The 21,410-nt window shown below is 39.8% G+C and carries 22 protein-coding genes; 4 read left to right on the plus strand and 18 right to left on the minus strand.

Going from position 1 to position 21,410, the window contains the following annotated elements; all coding sequences use genetic code 11:
* Positions 1 to 86: 86 nt before the first annotated feature.
* The 3 genes from lpxD to LV92_RS10380 all read right to left on the minus strand — a co-directional run bounded on the left by lpxD (position 87) and on the right by LV92_RS10380 (position 2,902).
* Positions 87 to 1,079: a UDP-3-O-(3-hydroxymyristoyl)glucosamine N-acyltransferase gene (gene lpxD, locus LV92_RS10370; RefSeq protein ID WP_111623554.1), complete on the minus strand. Its 993-nt coding sequence runs from the start codon at positions 1,077 to 1,079 to the stop codon at positions 87 to 89.
* Between the two features lie 195 nt (positions 1,080 to 1,274).
* Entirely contained in the window at positions 1,275 to 1,490 is a 216-nt protein-coding gene (locus tag LV92_RS10375) for a VF530 family protein (RefSeq protein ID WP_111623555.1), read from the minus strand.
* Positions 1,491 to 1,543: 53 nt separating this feature from the next.
* The gene (locus tag LV92_RS10380; protein WP_111623634.1) at positions 1,544 to 2,902 is read right to left on the minus strand and encodes a DEAD/DEAH box helicase; all 1,359 of its coding nucleotides are present in this window, start codon (positions 2,900 to 2,902) and stop codon (positions 1,544 to 1,546) included.
* Between the two features lie 171 nt (positions 2,903 to 3,073).
* On the opposite strand from LV92_RS10380, the gene LV92_RS10385 reads away from it, so the two are divergent.
* Positions 3,074 to 4,624: a M20/M25/M40 family metallo-hydrolase gene (locus LV92_RS10385; RefSeq protein WP_111623556.1), complete on the plus strand. Its 1,551-nt coding sequence runs from the start codon at positions 3,074 to 3,076 to the stop codon at positions 4,622 to 4,624.
* Between the two features lie 107 nt (positions 4,625 to 4,731).
* The gene (locus tag LV92_RS10390) at positions 4,732 to 5,034 is read left to right on the plus strand and encodes an HPF/RaiA family ribosome-associated protein (protein ID WP_111623557.1); all 303 of its coding nucleotides are present in this window, start codon (positions 4,732 to 4,734) and stop codon (positions 5,032 to 5,034) included.
* A 103-nt stretch (positions 5,035 to 5,137) separates the two neighbouring features.
* On the opposite strand, the gene LV92_RS10395 is transcribed toward LV92_RS10390, so the two are convergent.
* Positions 5,138 to 5,446 carry a hypothetical protein gene (locus tag LV92_RS10395; protein ID WP_146613532.1) on the minus strand — a complete coding sequence of 103 codons (309 nt, stop codon included), beginning with the start codon at positions 5,444 to 5,446 and terminating at the stop codon, positions 5,138 to 5,140.
* A 286-nt stretch (positions 5,447 to 5,732) separates the two neighbouring features.
* On the opposite strand from LV92_RS10395, the gene LV92_RS10400 reads away from it, so the two are divergent.
* Positions 5,733 to 6,686 (plus strand): TerC family protein, encoded by a 954-nt coding sequence (locus LV92_RS10400; RefSeq protein ID WP_111623559.1) that lies wholly within the window; start codon positions 5,733 to 5,735, stop codon positions 6,684 to 6,686.
* Here the strand turns inward: LV92_RS10400 and LV92_RS10405 are convergent, their stop codons facing one another.
* The 14 genes from LV92_RS10405 to LV92_RS10470 form a co-directional block, all read right to left on the minus strand.
* Positions 6,687 to 6,944, minus strand: a complete 258-nt coding sequence (locus LV92_RS10405) for an acyl carrier protein (protein WP_111623560.1) — start codon at positions 6,942 to 6,944, stop codon at positions 6,687 to 6,689.
* Positions 6,945 to 6,946: 2 nt separating this feature from the next.
* Positions 6,947 to 8,224, minus strand: a complete 1,278-nt coding sequence (locus LV92_RS10410) for a beta-ketoacyl-[acyl-carrier-protein] synthase family protein (RefSeq protein WP_111623561.1) — start codon at positions 8,222 to 8,224, stop codon at positions 6,947 to 6,949.
* Positions 8,221 to 8,670 (minus strand): 3-hydroxyacyl-ACP dehydratase FabZ family protein, encoded by a 450-nt coding sequence (locus LV92_RS10415; RefSeq protein WP_111623562.1) that lies wholly within the window; start codon positions 8,668 to 8,670, stop codon positions 8,221 to 8,223. The genes LV92_RS10410 and LV92_RS10415 overlap by 4 nt, the downstream gene beginning before the upstream one ends.
* A 79-nt stretch (positions 8,671 to 8,749) precedes the next feature.
* On the minus strand, positions 8,750 to 9,805 hold the full coding sequence (locus tag LV92_RS10420) for a type III polyketide synthase (protein WP_111623563.1): 1,056 nt from the start codon (positions 9,803 to 9,805) through the stop codon (positions 8,750 to 8,752).
* Complete coding sequence (locus LV92_RS10425; protein WP_111623564.1) at positions 9,792 to 10,523, minus strand: methyltransferase domain-containing protein; 732 nt, start codon at positions 10,521 to 10,523, stop codon at positions 9,792 to 9,794. Before LV92_RS10425 ends, LV92_RS10420 begins: the two co-directional genes overlap by 14 nt.
* Positions 10,520 to 11,644, minus strand: a complete 1,125-nt coding sequence (locus LV92_RS10430) for an NAD(P)/FAD-dependent oxidoreductase (protein WP_111623565.1) — start codon at positions 11,642 to 11,644, stop codon at positions 10,520 to 10,522. Before LV92_RS10430 ends, LV92_RS10425 begins: the two co-directional genes overlap by 4 nt.
* Positions 11,645 to 11,715: 71 nt before the next feature.
* Positions 11,716 to 12,411 (minus strand): OmpA family protein, encoded by a 696-nt coding sequence (locus LV92_RS10435; protein ID WP_111623566.1) that lies wholly within the window; start codon positions 12,409 to 12,411, stop codon positions 11,716 to 11,718.
* Positions 12,412 to 12,534: 123 nt separating this feature from the next.
* The gene (locus LV92_RS10440) at positions 12,535 to 13,029 is read right to left on the minus strand and encodes a lipocalin family protein (protein WP_111623635.1); all 495 of its coding nucleotides are present in this window, start codon (positions 13,027 to 13,029) and stop codon (positions 12,535 to 12,537) included.
* A gap of 343 nt (positions 13,030 to 13,372) precedes the next feature.
* Positions 13,373 to 13,750, minus strand: a complete 378-nt coding sequence (locus LV92_RS10445; protein ID WP_111623567.1) for a hypothetical protein — start codon at positions 13,748 to 13,750, stop codon at positions 13,373 to 13,375.
* Positions 13,751 to 13,752: 2 nt separating this feature from the next.
* On the minus strand, positions 13,753 to 14,172 hold the full coding sequence (locus tag LV92_RS10450; RefSeq protein ID WP_111623568.1) for a GreA/GreB family elongation factor: 420 nt from the start codon (positions 14,170 to 14,172) through the stop codon (positions 13,753 to 13,755).
* A 23-nt stretch (positions 14,173 to 14,195) separates the two neighbouring features.
* Complete coding sequence (locus LV92_RS10455) at positions 14,196 to 15,479, minus strand: Glu/Leu/Phe/Val family dehydrogenase (RefSeq protein WP_111623569.1); 1,284 nt, start codon at positions 15,477 to 15,479, stop codon at positions 14,196 to 14,198.
* Positions 15,480 to 15,839: 360 nt separating this feature from the next.
* Positions 15,840 to 17,174 (minus strand): sigma-54-dependent transcriptional regulator, encoded by a 1,335-nt coding sequence (locus LV92_RS10460; RefSeq protein ID WP_111623570.1) that lies wholly within the window; start codon positions 17,172 to 17,174, stop codon positions 15,840 to 15,842.
* A 4-nt stretch (positions 17,175 to 17,178) separates the two neighbouring features.
* Entirely contained in the window at positions 17,179 to 18,276 is a 1,098-nt protein-coding gene (locus LV92_RS10465; RefSeq protein ID WP_317046764.1) for a sensor histidine kinase, read from the minus strand.
* A gap of 29 nt (positions 18,277 to 18,305) precedes the next feature.
* Positions 18,306 to 20,282 (minus strand): alpha-ketoacid dehydrogenase subunit alpha/beta, encoded by a 1,977-nt coding sequence (locus LV92_RS10470; RefSeq protein ID WP_111623572.1) that lies wholly within the window; start codon positions 20,280 to 20,282, stop codon positions 18,306 to 18,308.
* Between the two features lie 126 nt (positions 20,283 to 20,408).
* Between LV92_RS10470 and LV92_RS10475 the strand changes: the two genes are divergently transcribed.
* Positions 20,409 to 21,359 (plus strand): isopenicillin N synthase family dioxygenase, encoded by a 951-nt coding sequence (locus LV92_RS10475; RefSeq protein ID WP_111623573.1) that lies wholly within the window; start codon positions 20,409 to 20,411, stop codon positions 21,357 to 21,359.
* Positions 21,360 to 21,410 lie beyond the last annotated feature (51 nt).

Genomic DNA, 21,410 nt, shown 5'->3' on the forward strand with positions numbered 1-21,410 from the left:
GCCAATTAGGGCCACTATTGGAATACATTTTATGATAATTTAAATTTAAAAACCGGCCACATTTCAACTAAGTGACCCTAGAATTGCTAGTTCTTGGCCAGGTTTCTAAGCGCCACCCATTGTTTGAGCATTTCCCTTGAATCCGTAGCCGGATAGCCCAATACGGTTTTTCCAGGAAGAACGTCGCTCATTACACCGGAACCAGCCCCTACAACGGCACCTGAATTAATGGTGGTATGATCTTTAATGGAAGCACTCCCTCCTATTATTACACCATCGCCCAGGGTAACAGAACCTGCCAAACCACTGTGTCCTGCCATAATACAAGACCTTCCCAATACACAATTATGGGCTATTTGGACCAAGTTGTCGATCTTACACCCATCACCTACGATTGTGGAGCTAAATTTTCCACGGTCAACACAGGAATTGGCCCCTATTTCCACATAATTGCCGATCACCACGTTTCCTATTTGAGGTATTTTCACCAAACCCCTACCGTCCTCACTTGGCCGATAGCCAAACCCGTCCGCCCCAATACTCACATTGGTATGAAAAATACAATTATTCCCAATAATGCTGCGCTCCCTAATAACGGTACCCGACCAAACTACAGTATGATGGCCAATAGTACTCTCATCAAAAATAGTAACGTTGGGATAAAGGATTACACCATCTCCCAAAACTACATTTTTACCCACATAACTACCCGCTCCAATTTTACAACCTTTGCCCAAAACTGCAGTTTCGTGTACTACGGCCCTAGGATGTATTTCTTCCAATAATTCAGGTGGTTCTGGCTGAAAAGCCTCCAGCAATTTGGCCATGGCCAAGTCTGCATTTGCCACCTTTATAAAAGCCCTATCCGCACCTGGCAGTATTTTTACTGCATTGGACACTATGGCGGCACTGGCACCGCAAGACTCCCACTGTCGCGCATATTTATTACTGGAGATAAATGTAATCTGCTGGTCTTTGGCCCTGTCTATTTGCTCGGCACCAATGATTGGCTTGTTATATTCCCCTATAAGCTCTCCATTCAAGAATTCACTTATTTCTGCAACGGTAAATGATTTCATTTAATACTTTCGTTATTATTTTATTGCTAAAACATTGATTAATATCCTGCCAAATATTTAAATATAGCTTTAAATATCAAACTATATTGTTAATTTTCAATGAAGCAGGCGCAAAATTTATATTTAAAGAAAAATTTAGGAGTTGGCATTTATTTTTTAGTCTCCTGTTAAGCAATGGCTTTCATCCCTTACCAGCTATTTCCTTTGCGACCTTATATACAATTGTTCTACCTTTTCCCGTGCCCAAGGAGTGCGCCTTAAAAACTTTAAACTGGATTTAATGGAAGGATCGTGATTAAAGCATCGAATATTAATTCTAGCACCCATTTCCTCCCAACCATATTGGGCCACCAAGGAGTCCAAAATGTCGGCCAAGGTAATACCATGTAAAGGATTCTTATCGTTATTCATTTAAAGTAATACATTAAATAAAAGTGACTATATACATAAACTACAATAAACTGCTATTTTCTTTTTTTATTTTTTTGAGCTAATTTCTTGTCTCCCCTTGTAATCGGTTTTTTATATTTCTTAGCAATTACCCTTTTATAGGATCCTCCTTGGTTTACCTTTTTATTTTTTTCCGCTTTTTCATGAAAGGCATCCCCACGGGCCTCCAGTTCGGCGGCACTCACGGGATTGTTGTGTTCCAAATTTTTGGGGCGCTCCTCCGGTGCCAATTCCTCCGATATTTTTACCTCCCGTGGAAACTCCATCAACGGAATTTGATAATCCATTAATTTCTCTATGGCGTTTTTAAACTCCTCCTCTTTCTCGGTATATAACAGCAAGGAGTTCCCTTTTTTCTCCGCTCTTCCCGTCCTACCTATACGGTGCATATAGTTCTCAGGATATGTAGGGGTATCAAAATTGATGACATGGGTAATTTGTTCCAAGTCCAAACCCCTAGACATTACATCGGTAGATACCAGAATCCTATTTTTCCCTTCATCGAATTGCTTGATGGACCTAATTCTATAATTCTGTGTTTTATTGGAATGGATTATAGCCGCCTCATCACCAAAATCTCCTTTCAAGGCTTCAAATAATCTGTCGGCACTTCTCTTATTGGAAACAAAAATCAACACCTTTTTATAAATGGTTTTATCTTTCAAAAGAAAGGTCAACAGGTTTACTTTAGTGTAATAGTTTTGAACGGCATAGGCAACTTGCTCAATATTTTCCAGTGGGGTTCCACTAACGGCAATCGATATTTTTGCCGGCGCAATAAAAAAGTCCTCTATCAATGTGGAAACCTCCTCTGTCATGGTAGCCGAAAACATGATATTCTGTCTTCTCTGTGGCATTAATTCAAAAATATTGGTAATCTGAAAACGAAAACCAAGATCCAACATAACATCTACTTCATCGATCACCAATTTCTTGATGTCCCTGAGCTTAACGGTCCTATCCAATGTAAGATCATACAATCTGCCAGGGGTAGCCACCAAAATATCACAACCTTGGGCCACTGCCTGCCGCTGGGTATTTATATTTGCCCCACCATAAATACCGCAAACCCTAACGGTCATATATTTGGAATAAGCTTCAATATTGGCAACCACCTGCAACACCAGTTCCCTTGTTGGGACCAATATCAATATTCTGGGATTGATTTGTTTCGAAAATTTCAACTCCTGCAATAGAGGTAACATATAAGCAAAAGTTTTCCCCGTACCTGTTTGTGCAATCCCTACTATATCTTTGCCTGACATGATTACGGAAAAGGCTTCCTGCTGAATGGGAGTCGGGACTGAAAAGCCCAAATCCTCTATGGCATAATGTAATTGATTAGATATATTAAAATCCGCAAAAGTGCTCATTACCTTTATTTTTGTAACAAAGGTAAAGTTTATAATCTTCATATTTGCCGATCTGACCTTAGTTGACCATAATCAGTAGATAAAATAGATTCTTAATTAAAACCTAATTCTCGAGTTTAACTTTGGGATAATTATTATTTTGAACCCACAGAATAATCCAAAATCCTAAATATGAAAAAAGCTTACTTACTATTGGCCCTACATTTAATTTGTTTTACCCATACCAGCTTTACCCAGACTACAGATAAAATTGTGTCCCAAATAGTATCCGAAGTCCATGTAAATTCACAACTGGAAATCTTGGCACACGAATTATTGGATGTTATTGGTCCTAGACTGGTTGGCACACCACAGATGCAGCAGGCCCATGATTGGGCACTGGCCCAATACAGCAATTGGGGAATTGCTGCCAAAAACGAACAATGGGGCCAATGGAAAGGCTGGGAACGGGGAATAACACATATAGACTTGGTCTCACCAAGAATACAAACCTTAAAGGGAACCCAATTGGCATGGAGCCCGAGCACTGGACGTAAAGGTATTACAGCAGAATTAATGGTCTTGCCCACCGTTGCCGATTCCGCTGAATTTAACAAATGGCTGCCAGGCGTTAAAGGTAAGCTGGTAATGATCTCAATGAAAGAAGCTACCGGCAGACCAGATTATAACTGGGAAGAATTTGCAACGCCGGAGTCCTACGATAGAATGAAAAAAAATAGGGAGGTTCAAGAAAATGAATGGTCAAAAAATATGCAACTCATAGGGCATAACAGGTGGTCACTACCACTCGCCTTGGAAAAAGCAGGAGCAATGGGAATTGTAAGTTCCTATTGGTCTAAGGGCTTTGGTGCCAATAAGATTTTTGGTGCGAATACGGAAAAAATTCCTTTTATAGACTTGGAATTGGAGGACTACACCATGCTTTACAGATTGGTAGAGAACGGCAATCGCCCCAAAATTAAAATTTTGGCGGAGTCCAAGGAGCTCGGTGCCGTACCAACATTTAACACCATTGCAGAGATAAAAGGTTCAGAAAAATCCGATGAATATGTTATTCTATCAGCACATTTTGATTCCTGGGATGGCGGAACGGGGGCCACGGACAACGGAACAGGAACCTTGGTAATGATGGAAACCATGCGCATTCTTAAAAAATTATATCCCAATCCCAAAAGAACCATCTTGGTTGGCCATTGGGGAAGCGAAGAGCAGGGATTGAACGGCTCCAGGGCTTATGTGGAAGACCACCCGGAAATAGTGGGCAAAGTACAAGCTGTTTTTAATCAGGACAATGGTACAGGGAGAGTTGTTAAAATCTCAGGAGGCGGGTTCGCCAATTCCTATGATTACATTCCCAGATGGCTATCCGCCGTTCCTGAAGAAATAACCCAGCATATAGAGACCACATTTCCCGGAATGCCTGCTGGTGGAGGGTCGGACAACGCATCCTTCATAGCAGCGGGAGCCCCAGCTTTTGGGCTAAGCTCCTTAAACTGGTCCTATTGGAATTACACTTGGCACACCAATAGGGATACCTATGATAAGATTGTTTTTGACGATTTAAAGAACAATGTAATTCTAACCGCAATATTGACCTATATGGCTAGTGAAGATCCAGAAATGGCCTCTAGGGAAAAAAGAATATTACCGGTTAATCCTAAAACTGGGGAACAAACCATTTGGCCTGAACAACGTTCCCCAGAAAGGAAAGGAGGATTGTAAGAATTTACCATAAATTTCCCTTGGGTTTATTAAAAATAAAGACTAACTTAAATTCCAGAATTTATACCAGATCTTACTTGGGTCTGTTAACTTAAAAACAATTAAATATGAATATCAATTTTGTATATGATGATGTAAAAGCCAGTGCCCGTTTAGAAGAATTGGCGACCAAGAAGTTGGAAAAACTTGAAGACAAATATGATTTTATAGTGCGTGCCGATGTTTTCTTTAAAAAGGAGAACACTTCCACGCCCAATACCGGTTTAATTTGCAATATAAGGCTGAGTGCACCTGGACCTAGATTGTTTGCAGAGTCCAACAACGCTAAATTTGAAGTGTCCATTGCTGCTTCTGTTGAAGAACTTGAACGACAATTGGAAAAAAGAAAAGGCAAAATGAAAACCCATTAACCAATTTCCAGCAATAGGAATACAAAAAATGCCCCAGGAGTTGAAATCTTCTGGGGCATTTTTATTGACCAATATTAGAAATATAGGCATCACTTAACATTGCTCAATCATCTTCATCTTCAAATTTAGTATCCGCCAAAGTTTTCATCAATCGATCCGAAAACGGGTTTTTATACAAATCCCTCATTAGTTTTTTTCTTTTGCGATCTGAAATATCCATAGTATCCAAAATGCCCTTTCTTCTCTTGGCCTCAACAATCCGTTTCTTCTTCAAGTCCATCCGGTCCTCGGCCGATAATATCATGTCTGGTTCATATTCCTCCAGTACGGTCCATTTTTCCACTTTCAGCTTTTTCCCCAAAGTGTCACTTTCTTTGGATTGGGCATTGCCGTCCACCAAAAATAAACCCATAACAAGCACTATTACAGCGCTGTAAATATCTTTAACCATGTTTCATAAAAAGTGTCTGCTTAAAGTTATAACATTTCATCCACCCTTTTGTAACTATAATCCAGTTTATACTTACCGTATATCCTTTTTTAAGGTCATTCTATCGATTTTCATACAAATTCTCTTTTTTAAACCCCCATTAAAGTCGGTAAAACCCGCTTCCATTTTCCAGAAAAAAGAATGTTAGCTGTTCCCACTTGGGATTTAAAAATGATACTTACATTTGTGCCATTAAATACGATAGTATATGTTAGTTTGGGGCTCGTTTATTGGTCTGATAATCATTTTTTTGGCGTTGGATCTAGGTGTTTTTCATAAACATGAACATGTGATAAAAACTAAGGAAGCAGGAATATGGACCGCCATATGGGTTACCGTGGCCCTTAGCTTTAGTGGGGTTATATATTGGTTGTTCTCCAATAATATCATTGACAATCCTACTGGGTTAACCCCAAACGACGCTGTTCTAAAATATATAACCGGTTATCTTATTGAACTGTCGCTAAGTGTAGACAATGTCTTTGTAATTGCCGTAATATTCAGCGCTTTTAAGATTCCCGCCATTTACCAACATAGGGTATTGTTCTGGGGCATATTGGGAGCTATCGTTTTCAGGGCCTTAATGATCATTTTTGGGGTCGCCCTAATTAATAAATTTGATTGGATAATCTATGTCTTTGGGGTATTCTTGCTATACACCGCATTTAAAATGCTCAAGTCCGATGAAAACGAATTTCAGCCAAAAAAATCATTTGTATTCAAACAGATAAAAAAGTTATATCCCATAACATCCACTATTAATGGCCACAATTTTTTCGTGAAGCGTATGGGTGTCAATGCAGCTACACCACTTTTTGTTGCTTTGGTAGTCATTGAACTCACGGACATTCTTTTCGCGTTGGACAGCATCCCTGCTATCTTGGCCATTACGGCCGATCCTTTTATTGTTTTTAGTTCCAACATTTTGGCCATATTGGGATTGAGATCAATGTATTTCCTAATTTCCAGAATGCTGGAGAAATTTAGGTATATCAACTATAGCCTAGTAGTGATTTTAGCTTTTGTAGGTTTAAAAATGTTGTTCTCCCATCATATTGAAATCCCAGAGTGGGTTTCCCTTACGGTGATATCCGTATCCTTGGTGGGGGGAATAATTTCCTCACTGCTCATCTCTGAAGAAAAAGACAGGGAAAAAAGCTAGTTATTTTTTATCCCGTAATTTTTGAGCAATAATATTTAAGGCATCCCTTACGGTTTGCATTTTGTCCATATCCTCATTTTCCAGACGTATCCCAAATGCATCCTCTACATCCAGGACAATATCGACCAAATTGGCCGAATTGATATTGAGTTCCTTTACAAAATTACTATCTTCCCCAATGGCACCTACAGGAACATCTTCAGGAAGATAAGTCTTAATAATATCCTTCAGCTGCACTAAATGTTGATCATTCCCCATTGTTACATTTCTTTATAGTCATTAAAGATAACACAGGCATTTACATCTCCAAATCCAAAACTTGCTTTTGCCACTATTTTAGGTTTATGGGAAGTTGTTTTCATGGGTATTCTTGAAGCATCGACCAACTCTAGGATCTCAGGATGAAGGTCTTGGCAGTTTTGATTCCCAAAAATCAATCCCTCTCGGTATTGCAGTAAGGCAGCCACGCATTCTACACTGCCAGAAGCAGCCAAACAATGGCCTACCAGCCCCTTGGTGGCGTTTATGAACGGGAAATCCTTGGCGGTGCGCTCCAAGGCCTCGCTCCAATTTCTGATTTCTTCGGCATCCTTCGATGTCGCCGTTAAATGTCCATTAATAACATCCACTTCAGATTTTTCTACCCCAGCATCCTTCAATGCCTCCAGTATACATCTCTGTACTGCCTGGCTATTTGGAGCTGTCATACTGCCTACTCCCCGTTGTCCACCGCTATTGAAAGCACCTCCCAAGACCTCCGCATATATCTTGGATCCTCTCTTCAATGCGCTGTCCAATGACTCCAGCACCATGGCTCCTGCCCCACTTCCCGGAACAAACCCAGAGGCACTTGCACTCATTGGTCTGCTGGCCTCTTGGGGATTATCGTTATAGTTGGAGGGCAGTATACGCATAGCATCAAAACCGCCCCAAATATAAGGGCCGCTATCATTACAACTCCCTACCAACATCCTTTCCGCCTTTCCTGACCTTATACGCTCCATCCCCATAATTACCCCTTCAGTGCCCGTTGCACAGGCTGATGAATTGGTAGTGACCTGATTTCCACACCCCAAAATTCCTCCGAGATAAGCACTTATGCCGCTGGCCATGGTCTGCATTACAGAATTACTGCCCAAACGGCGAGCATTATTATCATCAATTAAATAAATGGATTCCCTCAGTTTATCTATTCCCAAAATTCCGGTTCCAAAAATTATTCCGCTGTCCCAGTCAGGTTGATCCTTATCTGCCTTTGCCAGACCGGCATCCATCCATGCATCCGTTCCGGCCATGACACCATAAACTATACCGCTTGAATTTAAGCCCCTTAGCTGTAATGCCGTAAAATAAGATTCCTTTAAACTTTCCGGTATTTCCGGTTTTCCTGCGATTTGACATCCAAACCCCAAGTCGGCCAATTCCTGATGAAAAATAATTCCACTTTTACCATTGAGCATTGAATCATAAAAATCAGCTAGGCCAACCCCGTTTGGGGCACATATACCAAGTCCGGTTACCACTACACGCTTGTTCATATATTACTGCTCTTTATCATCCCGGACAAAACCCCCTTGCAAACCAACTGAGCTTGCTGGTTGTACATTTTAACCTCACATTTCAACTTATTGAAGCGAAAGAAAAGCTTGCTCGATCTCACTGTTACCGTCTCCTGAGGAAAAACGGGCAACAAAAACTGCATCTCGCTGCTGCTTAAGGCAACTTGGAAATTCCCTGTATTCAACTCTTCCGTATTGAGCAAGTGGATCCCCAAACACACCAATCCGATCTGGGCACAACACTCTGTCAGGATCACCCCTGGTGTAACAGGATGCTCCTTGAAATGCCCTTTATAAAAAAATTCATCCTTTTTAAAACTGTAGCAACCTTCAATGGCATCGGCACTCACCATATTAATCTTATCAACGAATAAGAAAGGATTGGTATAAGGTAATTTTTCAATTATATCATTTATAATAAGCATTTAACATCCCTTTAATTAAATTAATACTTTAATAGTGTAAGTTGAAACATTTTCCAGGACTTTTGAATTCTTGATTCTATTACCATTCCAATAAAACCCGTTGAGCAGAGAATCCGGGCCCAAAACTCAACAATAAACCCTGATCCCCTTCAGGAATATCCTTTTCCATAAATCGCTCCAAAACATACAACACCGTGGCGCTGCTCATATTGCCATATAGACGCAACGTTTCCCGAGTATCCTCCAAATTTTTGCCCAATGCACCAAACAAATCCTCCACCGTCTCTACAATTTTCTTTCCTCCTGGATGAAAAATTAAATGGTCCACTTTTTCAATACTACTACCATACCGCTTTAAAAATGGATAGATGATTTCTGGGAAATGTTCAAAAATCGTTTGCGGCACCAAGGGATCCAAAATCATTTTTAAACCCGAATTGGTTAAATCGAAACCCATCATTTGGGTAGCATCTGGAAAGTGATACATTTCCTCCCCAACAATTCTTGGCCCCTTGGCCTCTTTCTCCGAAGATACCAGCACACAGGCGGCACCATCACCAAAAATAGCGGCACTTACCATATTTGCCATGGAATAATCATGGAGCTGGAAAGTTGCAGTTGGACTTTCAACGGCCACAATGGCTGCCCTCTTTCCTGGATTGGTTCTTAAAAAATTACTGGCATATATTAAACCGGATACACCTGCTGCGCAGCCCATCTCCGTAACGGGCAATCGCACAATATCTTTCCTAAGGTTTAGATCATTAATCAGATAAGCATCCAATGATGGAATCATAATTCCAGTACAACTAACGGTAATTATGTAATCCAGACTGTCTGCCGCCCACCCACTTTTATCAAGGGCCCTCTGTAGGACAGTTCTTCCCAACTTCTTGACTTCACGGATATAGACATTGTTTTTATCTTCAAAAGAAGTTGCTTCAAAAACCTCTTCTGGACTCATTATACTATAGCGTTTGTCTACAGCGGCCCCTTCAAAAATCTTGAGCACCTTACGTTGTAACCGCTCATCCTGACCGTACAGCCATTTCTCCACAAAAGGTAAAATATCCTTGGTATTTCTACTGTATTGTGGCAATGCTTTGGTTACTGCAACTATCCTAGTACCTTCCATATGGCAACTGTTTTCCCTTTATTCTTATTATCCATAGGTATCTAAATGCCCACCTCCAACAAATATCGTGTTCCACATGGGGCAGATTAATGGAAAAAGCTACCAAATCCAATTTGGTAAATGCACTTTTTATGGAAACCAAACCATCATGTTTCGCAATCTTTGTTTTTATAAAAATAAGGCTAAAGAGTTGAAAAAGATGGTAGGACACTTTACTTCTTTGCAAATCGTTTATAACAATGCCCAATCTGCTGAGTTTTACAAATCGATCCAAAAAAATAGGTATGTCATAGGAATCAAAATGATGCATTGTTAAGGTACAAAGTAGAATATCGCATTGAAGCTCCATGGCTTCCGGTACCAGAATATCCTGTTCCAAGAATCTTATATTGGAATGTTCCTTAAAATTTTCTTTAGCCATTGCAATAGATTTGGCATTTAAATCTATCCCAATTAAATCCAGTTTTACAGGTTTATTCTTGTAAAACGCAGCGACTTTACCCAACATGGCCCCATCCCCACAACCCATATCCAAAATAGTATAGGAATTTTGGGGATTTTCTTGAATTATTTTTTCAATAGCCCGTAAAGAAAGTGAAAAACCTTGCAAAACGGTATTCACCCTATTTATGTCAGCATAAACCTTCTGCAACAGAAGTGTATCCAAATGAGGGTCGTCCATGAGCTCCTTTTTGCTACTACGTCTTTTAAAATTCATGAGCACTGGATTATTTGTCCATGGGTATCCTTGATCAGCTTATTTACAATATAGGGAGAATTAGCTAATATCCCCATGGCTAAATTGGATAGCCTTGGGTTCAGCAATACTGCTTGTAGCTGTCTGCCCATCCACAGCCTCTTGGCGAACATATGCTGCCATTGAATTTCATAATCCCTCTCCAACTGGAGCCGATTTTGAAATCCGTTTTTAAAATAAGCATGGATAGATTCCGAGGCAATTTTAGCGCTATGAATTGCCATAGCCATACCATTTCCGCACAAAGGATGTATAAGGCCGGCTGTATCCCCGCACATAATAATGTGATTCTCCACTGGTTTTTTTTTATGAAATGAAATCTGTCCAATAGTCAGTGGCTGTTCAAATAAGATCTCGGCATCATTTAGAAATTTACCAAGATATGGATTCCTAGCAATAATATTTTGATTAAAGCCGTCAATATCCTTCTCTCTTTTAAAGCTATCGTAAGTAACCAGATAACAAAAATTTACTGCCCCGCTCTCCGTTTTGGAAAGTCCGCCGTAACCACCCCTGAAATTATGGATAGCCACTAAATTATCAGGGAAGGAGTCTAGTTTATAATGAGCTTTTACAGCCAACCATGGGGATTTTTTCTGAATGAAGTGGCGCTTTAGATCTTTGTCCAACACCCCCCTTTTTCCATAAGCCCCAATGACAAATTTACTGGTGTATTCCTTTCCCGATTCTATACCGACCCTAAAATTGTCTTTTTCATAGCTAATGGAGGTTACACTTTTAGTAAAGACAATGGCTCCCAGGCCCATAGCCCTTTGATACAAAAGATGGTCAAAAGTATATCTACTAAGACCAAAACCTCCCATGGGCAATTTAGCCTTCAAGACTTTCCCCTTTTCTAGACTCAGGAGCATTTCATTAATTTGAAAGGTTTGCGGCAAAGAAATCCCCAAAAATTCCAAATAAGGAATCACTTCGTTGGAAACATACTCTCCACAAACTTTATGATGAGGGTATGGTTTACTTTCAAAAACGGCCACATTGTAGTTTTCCCTCTTCAAGTGAATGGCGGCAGTTAGACCGGCAAGCCCTCCCCCCACAATAATGACATCAAAATTATCCATCAACAAAAGGTACAGAAAATAAACAAAAAAACCCGACGATATACGTCGGGTTTTAGATAAGGAATTTTTATTTATTGTTTCGCCTTTTGGAGAGCTTCCTGCTGTAAAGCCTCATTGGCCACAATAACCAATTCTACCCTACGGTTTTTAGCTTTACCGGCAGCTGTACTGTTATCGGCCTTGGGTTGCGTCTCACCATACCAAGTAGTAGTTAACCTACTCCCAGAAATACCATTGGTAATTAGGTAATTGGTTACAGACTGTGCCCGTTGCTTGGATAAGTTTAAATTATAATCATCGGGTCCGGCACTATCGGTATGGCCTTCCACCAATATATTGGTGTCGGGATATTCTTTTAAAATTCCTACCAATCTATCCAATGTTGTTGCCGAAGTACCTTTTACATCGGATTTATTGGTGTCAAAATAAACACCGGCCTCCTCATTAAAGGTTACATTAATTCCTTCACCTACCCTAGTGACCTCGGCACCCGGAATCTCTTCTTCTATTCGTTCTGCCTGGCGGTCCATTCTATCTCCGATATAACCACCGGCAACACCACCTACCACTGCTCCAATGATAGCCCCCAAGGCAGTATTACCACCTTTTCCAACATTGTTACCAAGAACACCTCCAATTACCGCTCCACCGGCAGCACCAGTTGCTGCTCCCCTTTGCTTATGACTTGTGTTCTTAACTGCTTGACAGCTACTGAACGTAGCTAGAATCATCATTATGGATAAACCACTTACTATTATTTTTTTCATTTGATTTCTTGTTTAATATTAATCCAAAAGTTCTAAGGACGCATACATCCAATAGAACAGAAATTATGCCAATTCCGGCTTATCCGTTGATCGGCATGAATATATCTTCCTGCTTATAATTAATTACGGTAGGTCGTTTTTTGTAAATTCATAAACCACGGTCATCGGTTGTCCCTCCACCGTTACTTTTGAAGTCATTCTCAACTGTTGATCGGTCAGTTGTTCAATGTCCAATCTATAGCCCAAACCTCCGGAAATATCCTTATACTTCTCGTCTATAAACTTAAATTGCAACTGACTGGCCATTCCTGGTCTATCCACAACAGACCAACGGATAAAGCGCTCCGCGCCATCGCAATTGCTATAATTACCCAACATATAGCTCCCAGTACTATTATTGTTTCTAAAAAACCAAGTGCTGCCTTCAAAACAAGTGGCATCGGAATCATTAAAAAGTACCGATTTAAATTTTCCCTGCCCCCCTTGGTAGGAAACATTGTTTAAAATCCAGTTACCGCTCAAAACACTTCTATCCTTTCTTGCCGTCTTGGATACGGAACAGGAGGTAACAAGACCGGTTGTAAACAACACTAAAAATACAAGCTTTCTTAAATGCATAATTTTCATATTTATTATTTGAACATATATACGTTGAAACTGGAAAAAAAGTATGATGCTCCGGTATTAATTGTGAAGATTTAAACTAATAGCTTCAGGCACAGAATACTCCGAACAACTTATTTTTTTTCAAAGCTATTGTTAATGGCAACAATTGCTTTGCTCGTATAAAAAAACAATTGACTTTACCCCAATTGGGGCTCGGTGGCAATCGCAGAGTGCCAGCCTGACTATTTATAATAATGTTCTTATAAAAAACAAGGGAAAGCATTGCTTTCCCTTGTGCATTAACAGCCAAAACTCTAATATTAAAACCAACAAACAGACTGCTAACAAAACAACTTCATAATTTCCCCAAAATCTGGGTATATAGTTCTTCCTTTAATTTGTGCGACTCCTGCAAAATGCCCGCATATAGAGTACGATACTCTTCATGTTTGTTTACATAGTATATATCGCATTCCATGTCTTCGCATTCATTTAAATTGATCATGGAACTCTTATATCTGAAGAAAACACCTAGGTGCAATTTGTTTTCCAAGTTCAATTCCCTCAGTTTACCGATCATATCATCTTCATGCGACAATTTCATGGCAATGTTGATCAGGATTTCCAACTCTCTGCCGTTGTTCACCAAATGTCCTATCCAATTGCTCAGCTCCAGGGCATCTTTTTTGGCAATTAACCTATCGTCTGAATCATGCTCATAAAACACTTCCATACCTACAATAAAATATCAGAATTAATGGTGTTATGTACTTGCTTTACATCAGCAACCTTAAGGGTTTGTTCCCCATTCCTAAACTCCCAAACAATATCGTCCCCCTTGGCATAGCCAATAACTGCTGCTCCCATTGGTGTAAGAATTGATATTTTGCTATTCTTGAAATCACCCTGCGATGGAATCACTAATTGGAATTGTTTGGACCATCCATTAACTGCTTGTATGGTAACAATGGAATTGAACCTAATGACGTCTTTGGGCATTTCCTCCTCGTTATAAACCACTGCAGACTTCAACTCTTCGGTCAACTTTTCAATGGAACTCTTATAAGTATTATCAGTGTAAAACCCTGATACATTTACCAGACGCTTTAATAGGACGAACTCCTTCTCCTCCAACACTAAATTTCCGTACTTCATAATTCTGTGTTTTTTATATTTATTTATGGAAATATCCCTCTTTGAACATAAGCCTTTTCTATTCTTTCAATAGCAATGATATAAGCTGCAGTTCTCATATCCCCATCCCTATTTTCCGCCGTTTCATAAACCTTTTCAAAGACTTCCTTCATTTTCTTTTCCAGCTTGGCCAATACTTCCTCCAATTGCCATAACTCCCCGTTTCTATTCTGTAACCACTCAAAATAGCTGCCAATTACACCTCCGGAATTACAAAGAATGTCCGGAATAATTCCCACTCCATTTTTCAATAATATCTCCTCGCCTTCCACATCGGTAGGTCCGTTTGCCCCTTCCGCTATTAAAAATGCCTTGATCTTAGCTGCGTTCTCTGCTGTGATTTGATTACCCAAGGCAGCAGGAATACATATATCGCAATCCAATTCGAAAAAATGGTCCTTTTCCACCACTTGCGCCAAGGAATAACCTACAATACTGCCCTTGTTGTCCTGCATATACTGGTACAACTTGGATACTTCAATGCCATCGCTGTTGGTAATACTGCCATAAGCATCCTGCACTCCTACCAATTTAGCCCCTTCCTTTTCCAAAAAATGAGCAGTCCAATAACCCACATTTCCAAAACCCTGAACAATAAACCTCTTGTTCTTTAGGTCGACCTTTTTCTTTTCGGCCCAATATTTTATGTTCAGAAAAACACCATAGCCTGTAGCCCTATCCCTGCCTTCAGAACCTCCGGAACCCAAGGGTTTTCCAGTTACCACATGCTGATTTTTAGACCTTTCGGCCGGCGATTTTGTAGACATATACGTATCCACAATCCAAGCCATGGTTTGTGAATTTGTATTTATATCTGGGGCCGGTATATCGTGTTCCGGGCCAATATTGTCGCCTAATGCATATGTAAACCTTCTGGTAATCCTTTCCAATTCGGCAGTCGAATATTTGGAGGGATCAATTTGAATCCCTCCCTTTGCACCACCATAAGGCAGACCAGCCAAAGAAGTTTTCCAAGTCATCCACATGGCTAGGGCTTTTGCCGCATCAATATCAACAGTTGGGTGATAACGTAGTCCACCCTTATAAGGTCCTAAGGCGTTATTATGCTGTACCCGATATCCGGTAAAAACTTCAACATCCCCATTGTCCATTTTAACAGGGAAATGTATCAGTAATTCATTATTGGTGATACTGAGTATTTTTCTAATATTGCTATTTAGATTAATAATATCGGCAGCATGATCGAATTGACGCATCACGTTCTCCAACATGCCCTGTTTTGATTCTGTTTTTGACTTTGTAATCATAAATATCTTTTTAGAATAATCTCACTTCACTTTTAAAAACCAAATTATTTCCTCCAGGTACTGCCCTTGAATCCGCTGATTCAAATTCATTGCAGTTCCAAATATGTTTCTTATTTTTTGTAAGTACACATGTTTTGAAATACTTACAACTTGGACATAAACTAGTGTTGTTTCCCATAACCGTGTATTTTAGTAACACATTAAGGGCAACTAGAGTGCCATAAAACCAGAGAGTAAATTATTCTATGTTCAAATAACTGTAAATCAGAATTTTAATATGAATTGAATATTATTTTCTTGAATATGAAGATGGGATATTTTCCTCAGATGGGTAATTATTACTCATCTAAAAAAAGGGATTTACTGAATTTTTTGACGCAATGTTTTGCGATCGATCTGAAGAATTTCTGCCGCTTTGGATTTATTATTGTCGGTAGCCACCAATACTTTTAAGATGTATTTTTTTTCAACTTCCCTTAAAGGCAACAGGTTGTCTTCGGGAAAATCTATCTTATATTTCAAATTATCCGGTAAGTTGTCTATTTCGATTCTCTTATCGCACATTATTACCGCTCTTTGAATTACATTTTCCAGTTCCCTAATATTTCCCGGCCATGGGTATCTTTCCAAAAGCTCCATGGCCTCGGGTGCAATGGTTACCAACCTATCCTTGTACTCCACCCCATATTTTAAAAGAAATTTGTCCACCAACAAGGGTATGTCTTCTTTTCGTTCCCGGAGAGGTGGAACATTGATTTCCACAACGGTTAACCTATAATAGAGGTCTTCCCGGAACATTTTTTTTTGAACTAGGGAATATAAATTACTATTGGTAGCCGCAATGATGCGGATGTCTATTTTTTCTATTTTTTGGGACCCCACCTTCACCACTTCCTTTTCCTGCAACGCTCTTAACAATTTGGATTGCACGGACAGGGATGCGTTGCCTATTTCATCCAAAAATAGGGTACCCTTGTCCGCAGCCTGAAAAAAACCGTTGCGGTTTTCATTGGCTCCTGTAAATGCACCCTTGGCATAACCAAAAAGCTCAGCCTCCAAAAGACTTTCCGGAATAGCTCCACAGTTTACTGCAACAAAAGGCGCCCTGGAGAATTTTCCCATATAATGCACAGAACGGGCCACCAATTCCTTTCCGGTGCCACTTTCCCCATTGATCAGGACTGTTGCCTTGTTGTCTTTCACCCTATCTATAATATCGGTCACTTTTTTTATGGCCTCGGATCTACCAATGAGCTCCCCATAAGCATCAACATTATTATTTTTAGTACTTGATTGACCGCTGGTGCCTACCTTGCCAGGGGAATTGCCCTTGAACGATTTTAATACCGCCTGCTTTAATTCCTCTTTGGTAAAAGGTTTGACCAAATAATCCAAGGCCCCGGATTTTATAACGCTCATGGCGTCATCTACCGAAGGATAGCCGGTAACCACTAATTTTGGCAACTTGGGATAATGTTCAGAAACGTATTTAACCAGCTGCAGTCCATCTACATCCGGCATTTTAAGGTCCGTAATCAAAAGGTCTATTCTGGAATCTTTTAGGATCACCAAGGCCTCTTTAACGGAAACAGCCTTATAAGTGTGGTAATTGAAGGATTGAAGGTGTCTATGGATTAGTTCCAATATATTTACATCATCATCTACGATCAATACATTCTCTTTATTAAAACCCATAATCTTAAATTTTCGGAAAATTAACGATAAATATAGCCCCTTTAGGTTTGTTGGATTTATACTTTATTGTTCCTTTATGACTTTTTACTATACCGTGAACCACACTTAATCCTAATCCAGAACCTTCACCAACAGGCTTAGTACTGTAAAACGGCTCAAAGATCCTATCACTAATTTTGGGATCTATACCTGGCCCTTCATCCGTGATGCAAATTTCAATATTTTTGTCAGTTTCCTTTAACTCTATTTTAATCTTGCCTTTAACCAAGGAAAAGTATATGGCATTGAGCACCAAATTAAAAATAACCTGTGTCAACTGAATAGTATCGACCCTAAGAAAAATGGGTTGGGCACTCAAATTGAGTTGGTGAACAATTTTCTTTTTCTTAAAGCTGGGCTCCATTAAATTAACAGCGTTCGTTATTATAGGGCCTATATTGACCAAGGACATCTGCTGGGGCATTTCACAGGCAAAGAACATGAGCTTTTTAACCACTTCCCTGGAAAATATGGCACTATTTATAATTTTATCAACATCCTTGGAGGCTTGGGTGTCCTGAGTTATCCTAGTTTTCAATAATTCGGCAAATCCAAGTATATTGGCTAAAGGGGTATTTAGTTCATGGGCGATCCCAGCAGTAATTTCACCTAAAATACCTAGGCGATCTGCCCTTTCCATTTTACGTTTTATAATTACCTCATTGTCCTTGATCTGTTTTCTTTCCAAAAGATTACCGACCTCCAAACACACATTTCGAAGCAATTTTTCTTCTTCCTGCAAAAAATCAACTTTGCTAAATTTTGGCTTGGGATAGGCCACATGTATTTCACCTACCTTCTTATTAAAAACCTTTACACTGGACTCCAACGACACAGGATCATCCGGGAAATCTGGCGTAACTATATTGTATTGCTCCGAAATGAGTTTCACTTGGGCAGCGTCACTAAAAAGCCAAGCTTTCTGCAAACAATGTAGAATTCCCTTTAAGGCATCTTCAACCTGTTCATAGTCGCAATTCACGATAATAGAGGTTACCTCATATAAACAAGTAAGCTCTTTTATACGCTCCTTGAGTTTTTCTTCTGCTGTAATCATCTGCATATAGTTCCATTTTAATTTTCGGGAGATACCTAATAGGATAACAAATTTAAAAGCTCCTGCGAAAATCTTTCTTTGGGCAAATAATTGTTTTCCAAATTTTTCGCAAAAGGAATGGGCGTCTCCAAACTGGCAACCCGCTTTATGGGTGCATCCAAGTATTCAAAACAATTTTCCACCACCAAAGCGCAAATGTCACTGGCCACTCCCCCAAACAAACTATCCTCCTGTAAGATAATAAGTTTGCCGGTCTTTTTCACGGAGGTAAAAATTGCATCCATATCCATGGGCTGCAAGGTCCTCAGATCAATCAGATCGGCCTTTATATCCGGATTGCCATTTAGTGCTTCCAAAGCCCAATGTACCCCCAAACCATAGGAAACTACGGTAATATCCGTGCCCTCCCTCAATAAGGAAGCCTTACCAAATGGCAAAGTATAATAATCCTCAGGCACGTCTTGGTAAATATTCCTATAAAGTCCTTTATGTTCAAAAAACAATACCGGATTGGGATCATTTATAGAGGTGGCCAAAAGGCCCTTTGCGTCATATGGAAAGGCTGGATAGACCACCTTTAATCCCGGAGTCTTTGTAAACCAGGCCTCGTTGGTCTGGGAATGAAAAGGTCCTGCCCCCATCCCTGCCCCACAGGGCATCCTTATTACAACATCTGCATGCTCTCCCCAACGGTAATGTACCTTGGCCAAATAGTTTACAACAGGGTTAAATCCGGTACTTACGAAGTCGGCAAACTGCATTTCCACTACCGATTTTACACCGTTTATGGAAAGACCCATTGCAGCAGAAACCACTGCCGATTCACATATAGGGGTATTTCTTACCCGGTCCTTCCCAAAGGCCTCCACAAAACCCTCGGTAATCTTAAACACTCCCCCATAATCTGCGATATCCTGCCCCATGACCACCAAGTTTTCGTGCCTTTCCATAGATTGTTTTAATCCTTGGGAAACCGCATCTATCAACCTTATATTTTTGGTTATGGACTTATGGTTAATTTCCTGATAATCAAAATTTTTATAAACATCCCTTAATTCCTTTGTTTCATCTACTTCTATCTCATTTTCAGCAAAGGCCTTTTTTAGATCGTAGTCTATTTCCGCGAATATTTCATTTTTAAAAGTTTCTATCAAATGAGCCGAAAGAATCTTTTCCTTCAAAAGAAAGTTTTCAAAATTCGCAATGGGGTCTTTTTCCTCCCAGGCGTCCAATAATTGCTGTGGGACATATTTGGTGCCACTTGCCTCCTCATGGCCACGCATTCTAAAGGTTCTAAATTCCAATAATACAGGCCTCGGATTTTTCCGCATACTCTGACAAATAAAATCGACCTGCGAGTACACTTCCAAAATATTGTTACCCTCCACAATATGCGATTCCATTCCGTAGCCTATTCCCTTATCCGCCAAATTTTCACATCTGTATTGCTCGTTTGTTGGGGTAGACAAACCATAACCGTTGTTCTCTATACAAAACAGAACAGGTAAATTCCATACCGCAGCAAGATTTAAGGCCTCATGAAAATCGCCCTCGCTTGTACCCCCCTCCCCTGTAAATACAGCAGTTACCTTATTATTCTGTTTCAGAAGGTCTGCAAGCGCTATCCCGTCGGCTACCCCCAACTGGGGACCCAAATGGGATATCATCCCCACAATTTTATATTGCTGGGTGCCAAAGTGAAAACTTCTGTCCCTACCATTGGTAAAGCCATTACTCTTACCCTGCCATTGGGAGAAAAGTCGGTGCAAGGGTATATTTCTTGTGGTAAAAACACCAAGATTGCGGTGCATGGGCAAGATGTATTCATCAGGCCTTAAGGCACTGGTAACCCCCACAGCTATTGCCTCTTGTCCTATACCGCTAAACCATTTGGATATTTTTCCCTGACGTAGAAGTATCAACATTTTCTCCTCTATCAAACGCGGTTTTAGCATCCGTTGATAAAGTTTCAATTGCATGGCCTTATCAACACTATCTCCTTTATATTGCATGTTATGTTTTTATTCTTTTTGGCTTAAATAATTTATAAATGTAACAAAACGGAAAAACAAAGTTGAATAATATTTAAAGAAGATTAGCCATATTTATTAACTTTGATTTTATTAAAAATAATGATGATGAGTTCAATACCAAGTGTAAATCTTGAAGATTTTATATCCGACGATAAAAATAGAAAAGAAAAATTCATTAAAGAGATAGGAAGTGCCTTCGAGAATATTGGATTCGTAGCATTAAGTGGTCATTTTTTGTCCGATAAGTTGGTAGACGATCTCTATTCTGAAATCAAGAATTTTTTCAACCTATCACAGGAAGTCAAAGATAAATATGAAATTCCTGGCATTGGAGGACAAAGAGGATATACATCTTTTGGAAAAGAACATGCCAAGGGAAAAAAGGAAGGTGATTTAAAGGAATTTTGGCATTTTGGACAGTATTTGGAAAATAATCCAAAATTGGAAAAGGAATATCCTGCCAATGTAGAGGTCCAAGAATTGGTCCATTTTAATGCTACCGGTAAGGAAACCTATAAAATGTTGGAAAAAACGGCAAAATATGTTTTACGAGCACTTGCCCTGCATTTGGATCTTGAAGAAACCTATTTTGACGATTATATTAAAAATGGAAATTCCATTTTACGGCCAATACATTACCCCCCAATTGAACAAGAACCTAAAAATGCCGTTAGGGCCGCGGCCCATGGGGATATTAATTTAATTACCCTTTTAATGGGGGCACACGGTAAGGGACTTCAGGTAAAAAACCACGACGGGGAATGGGTAGATGCAATTGCCCAACCGGATCAATTGATGATCAACGTAGGGGATATGCTTTCCCGTTTAACCAATAATAAATTAAAATCCACCATACACCAGGTGGTTAATCCTCCCAAAGAACTATGGGGTACTTCAAGGTATTCCGTACCGTTTTTTATGCATCCCATAAGCGAAATGCCTTTAAATTGTCTGGAGAATTGTGTGGATAAGGACCACCCAAAACAATTTGAGGATATTACAGCTGGTGAGTTTTTGCACGAAAGACTGATAGACTTAGGCTTAATTACGAAGTAGATTAGTTTTTATCCAAGCTTTATTATTGCCTAGGGCAGTGAATAATCTTTA

This window comes from Arenibacter echinorum (assembly GCF_003259375.1).
Taxonomy (GTDB): domain Bacteria; phylum Bacteroidota; class Bacteroidia; order Flavobacteriales; family Flavobacteriaceae; genus Arenibacter; species Arenibacter echinorum.

Bases quoted from the DNA above. Each gene is read 5' to 3' on its own strand.
- LV92_RS10440 (WP_111623635.1), bottom strand. From the start codon at position 13,029: ATGCATTTAAGAAAGCTTGTATTTTTAGTGTTGTTTACAACCGGTCTT.
- LV92_RS10455 (WP_111623569.1), bottom strand. From the start codon at position 15,479: ATGATTACAAAGTCAAAAACAGAATCAAAACAGGGCATGTTGGAGAAC.
- LV92_RS10405 (WP_111623560.1), bottom strand. From the start codon at position 6,944: ATGGGGAATGATCAACATTTAGTGCAGCTGAAGGATATTATTAAGACT.
- LV92_RS10395 (WP_146613532.1), bottom strand. From the start codon at position 5,446: ATGGGTTTATTTTTGGTGGACGGCAATGCCCAATCCAAAGAAAGTGAC.
- LV92_RS10425 (WP_111623564.1), bottom strand. From the start codon at position 10,523: ATGAATTTTAAAAGACGTAGTAGCAAAAAGGAGCTCATGGACGACCCT.
- lpxD (WP_111623554.1), bottom strand. From the start codon at position 1,079: ATGAAATCATTTACCGTTGCAGAAATAAGTGAATTCTTGAATGGAGAG.
- LV92_RS10380 (WP_111623634.1), bottom strand. From the start codon at position 2,902: ATGAGCACTTTTGCGGATTTTAATATATCTAATCAATTACATTATGCC.
- LV92_RS10410 (WP_111623561.1), bottom strand. From the start codon at position 8,224: ATGAACAAGCGTGTAGTGGTAACCGGACTTGGTATATGTGCCCCAAAC.
- LV92_RS10445 (WP_111623567.1), bottom strand. From the start codon at position 13,750: ATGGAAGTGTTTTATGAGCATGATTCAGACGATAGGTTAATTGCCAAA.
- LV92_RS10465 (WP_317046764.1), bottom strand. From the start codon at position 18,276: ATGCAGATGATTACAGCAGAAGAAAAACTCAAGGAGCGTATAAAAGAG.
- LV92_RS10475 (WP_111623573.1), top strand. From the start codon at position 20,409: ATGAGTTCAATACCAAGTGTAAATCTTGAAGATTTTATATCCGACGAT.
- LV92_RS10460 (WP_111623570.1), bottom strand. From the start codon at position 17,174: ATGGGTTTTAATAAAGAGAATGTATTGATCGTAGATGATGATGTAAAT.
- LV92_RS10415 (WP_111623562.1), bottom strand. From the start codon at position 8,670: ATGCTTATTATAAATGATATAATTGAAAAATTACCTTATACCAATCCT.
- LV92_RS10470 (WP_111623572.1), bottom strand. From the start codon at position 20,282: ATGCAATATAAAGGAGATAGTGTTGATAAGGCCATGCAATTGAAACTT.
- LV92_RS10450 (WP_111623568.1), bottom strand. From the start codon at position 14,172: ATGAAGTACGGAAATTTAGTGTTGGAGGAGAAGGAGTTCGTCCTATTA.
- LV92_RS10375 (WP_111623555.1), bottom strand. From the start codon at position 1,490: ATGAATAACGATAAGAATCCTTTACATGGTATTACCTTGGCCGACATT.
- LV92_RS10435 (WP_111623566.1), bottom strand. From the start codon at position 12,411: ATGAAAAAAATAATAGTAAGTGGTTTATCCATAATGATGATTCTAGCT.
- LV92_RS10430 (WP_111623565.1), bottom strand. From the start codon at position 11,644: ATGGATAATTTTGATGTCATTATTGTGGGGGGAGGGCTTGCCGGTCTA.
- LV92_RS10390 (WP_111623557.1), top strand. From the start codon at position 4,732: ATGAATATCAATTTTGTATATGATGATGTAAAAGCCAGTGCCCGTTTA.
- LV92_RS10385 (WP_111623556.1), top strand. From the start codon at position 3,074: ATGAAAAAAGCTTACTTACTATTGGCCCTACATTTAATTTGTTTTACC.
- LV92_RS10400 (WP_111623559.1), top strand. From the start codon at position 5,733: ATGTTAGTTTGGGGCTCGTTTATTGGTCTGATAATCATTTTTTTGGCG.
- LV92_RS10420 (WP_111623563.1), bottom strand. From the start codon at position 9,805: ATGGAAGGTACTAGGATAGTTGCAGTAACCAAAGCATTGCCACAATAC.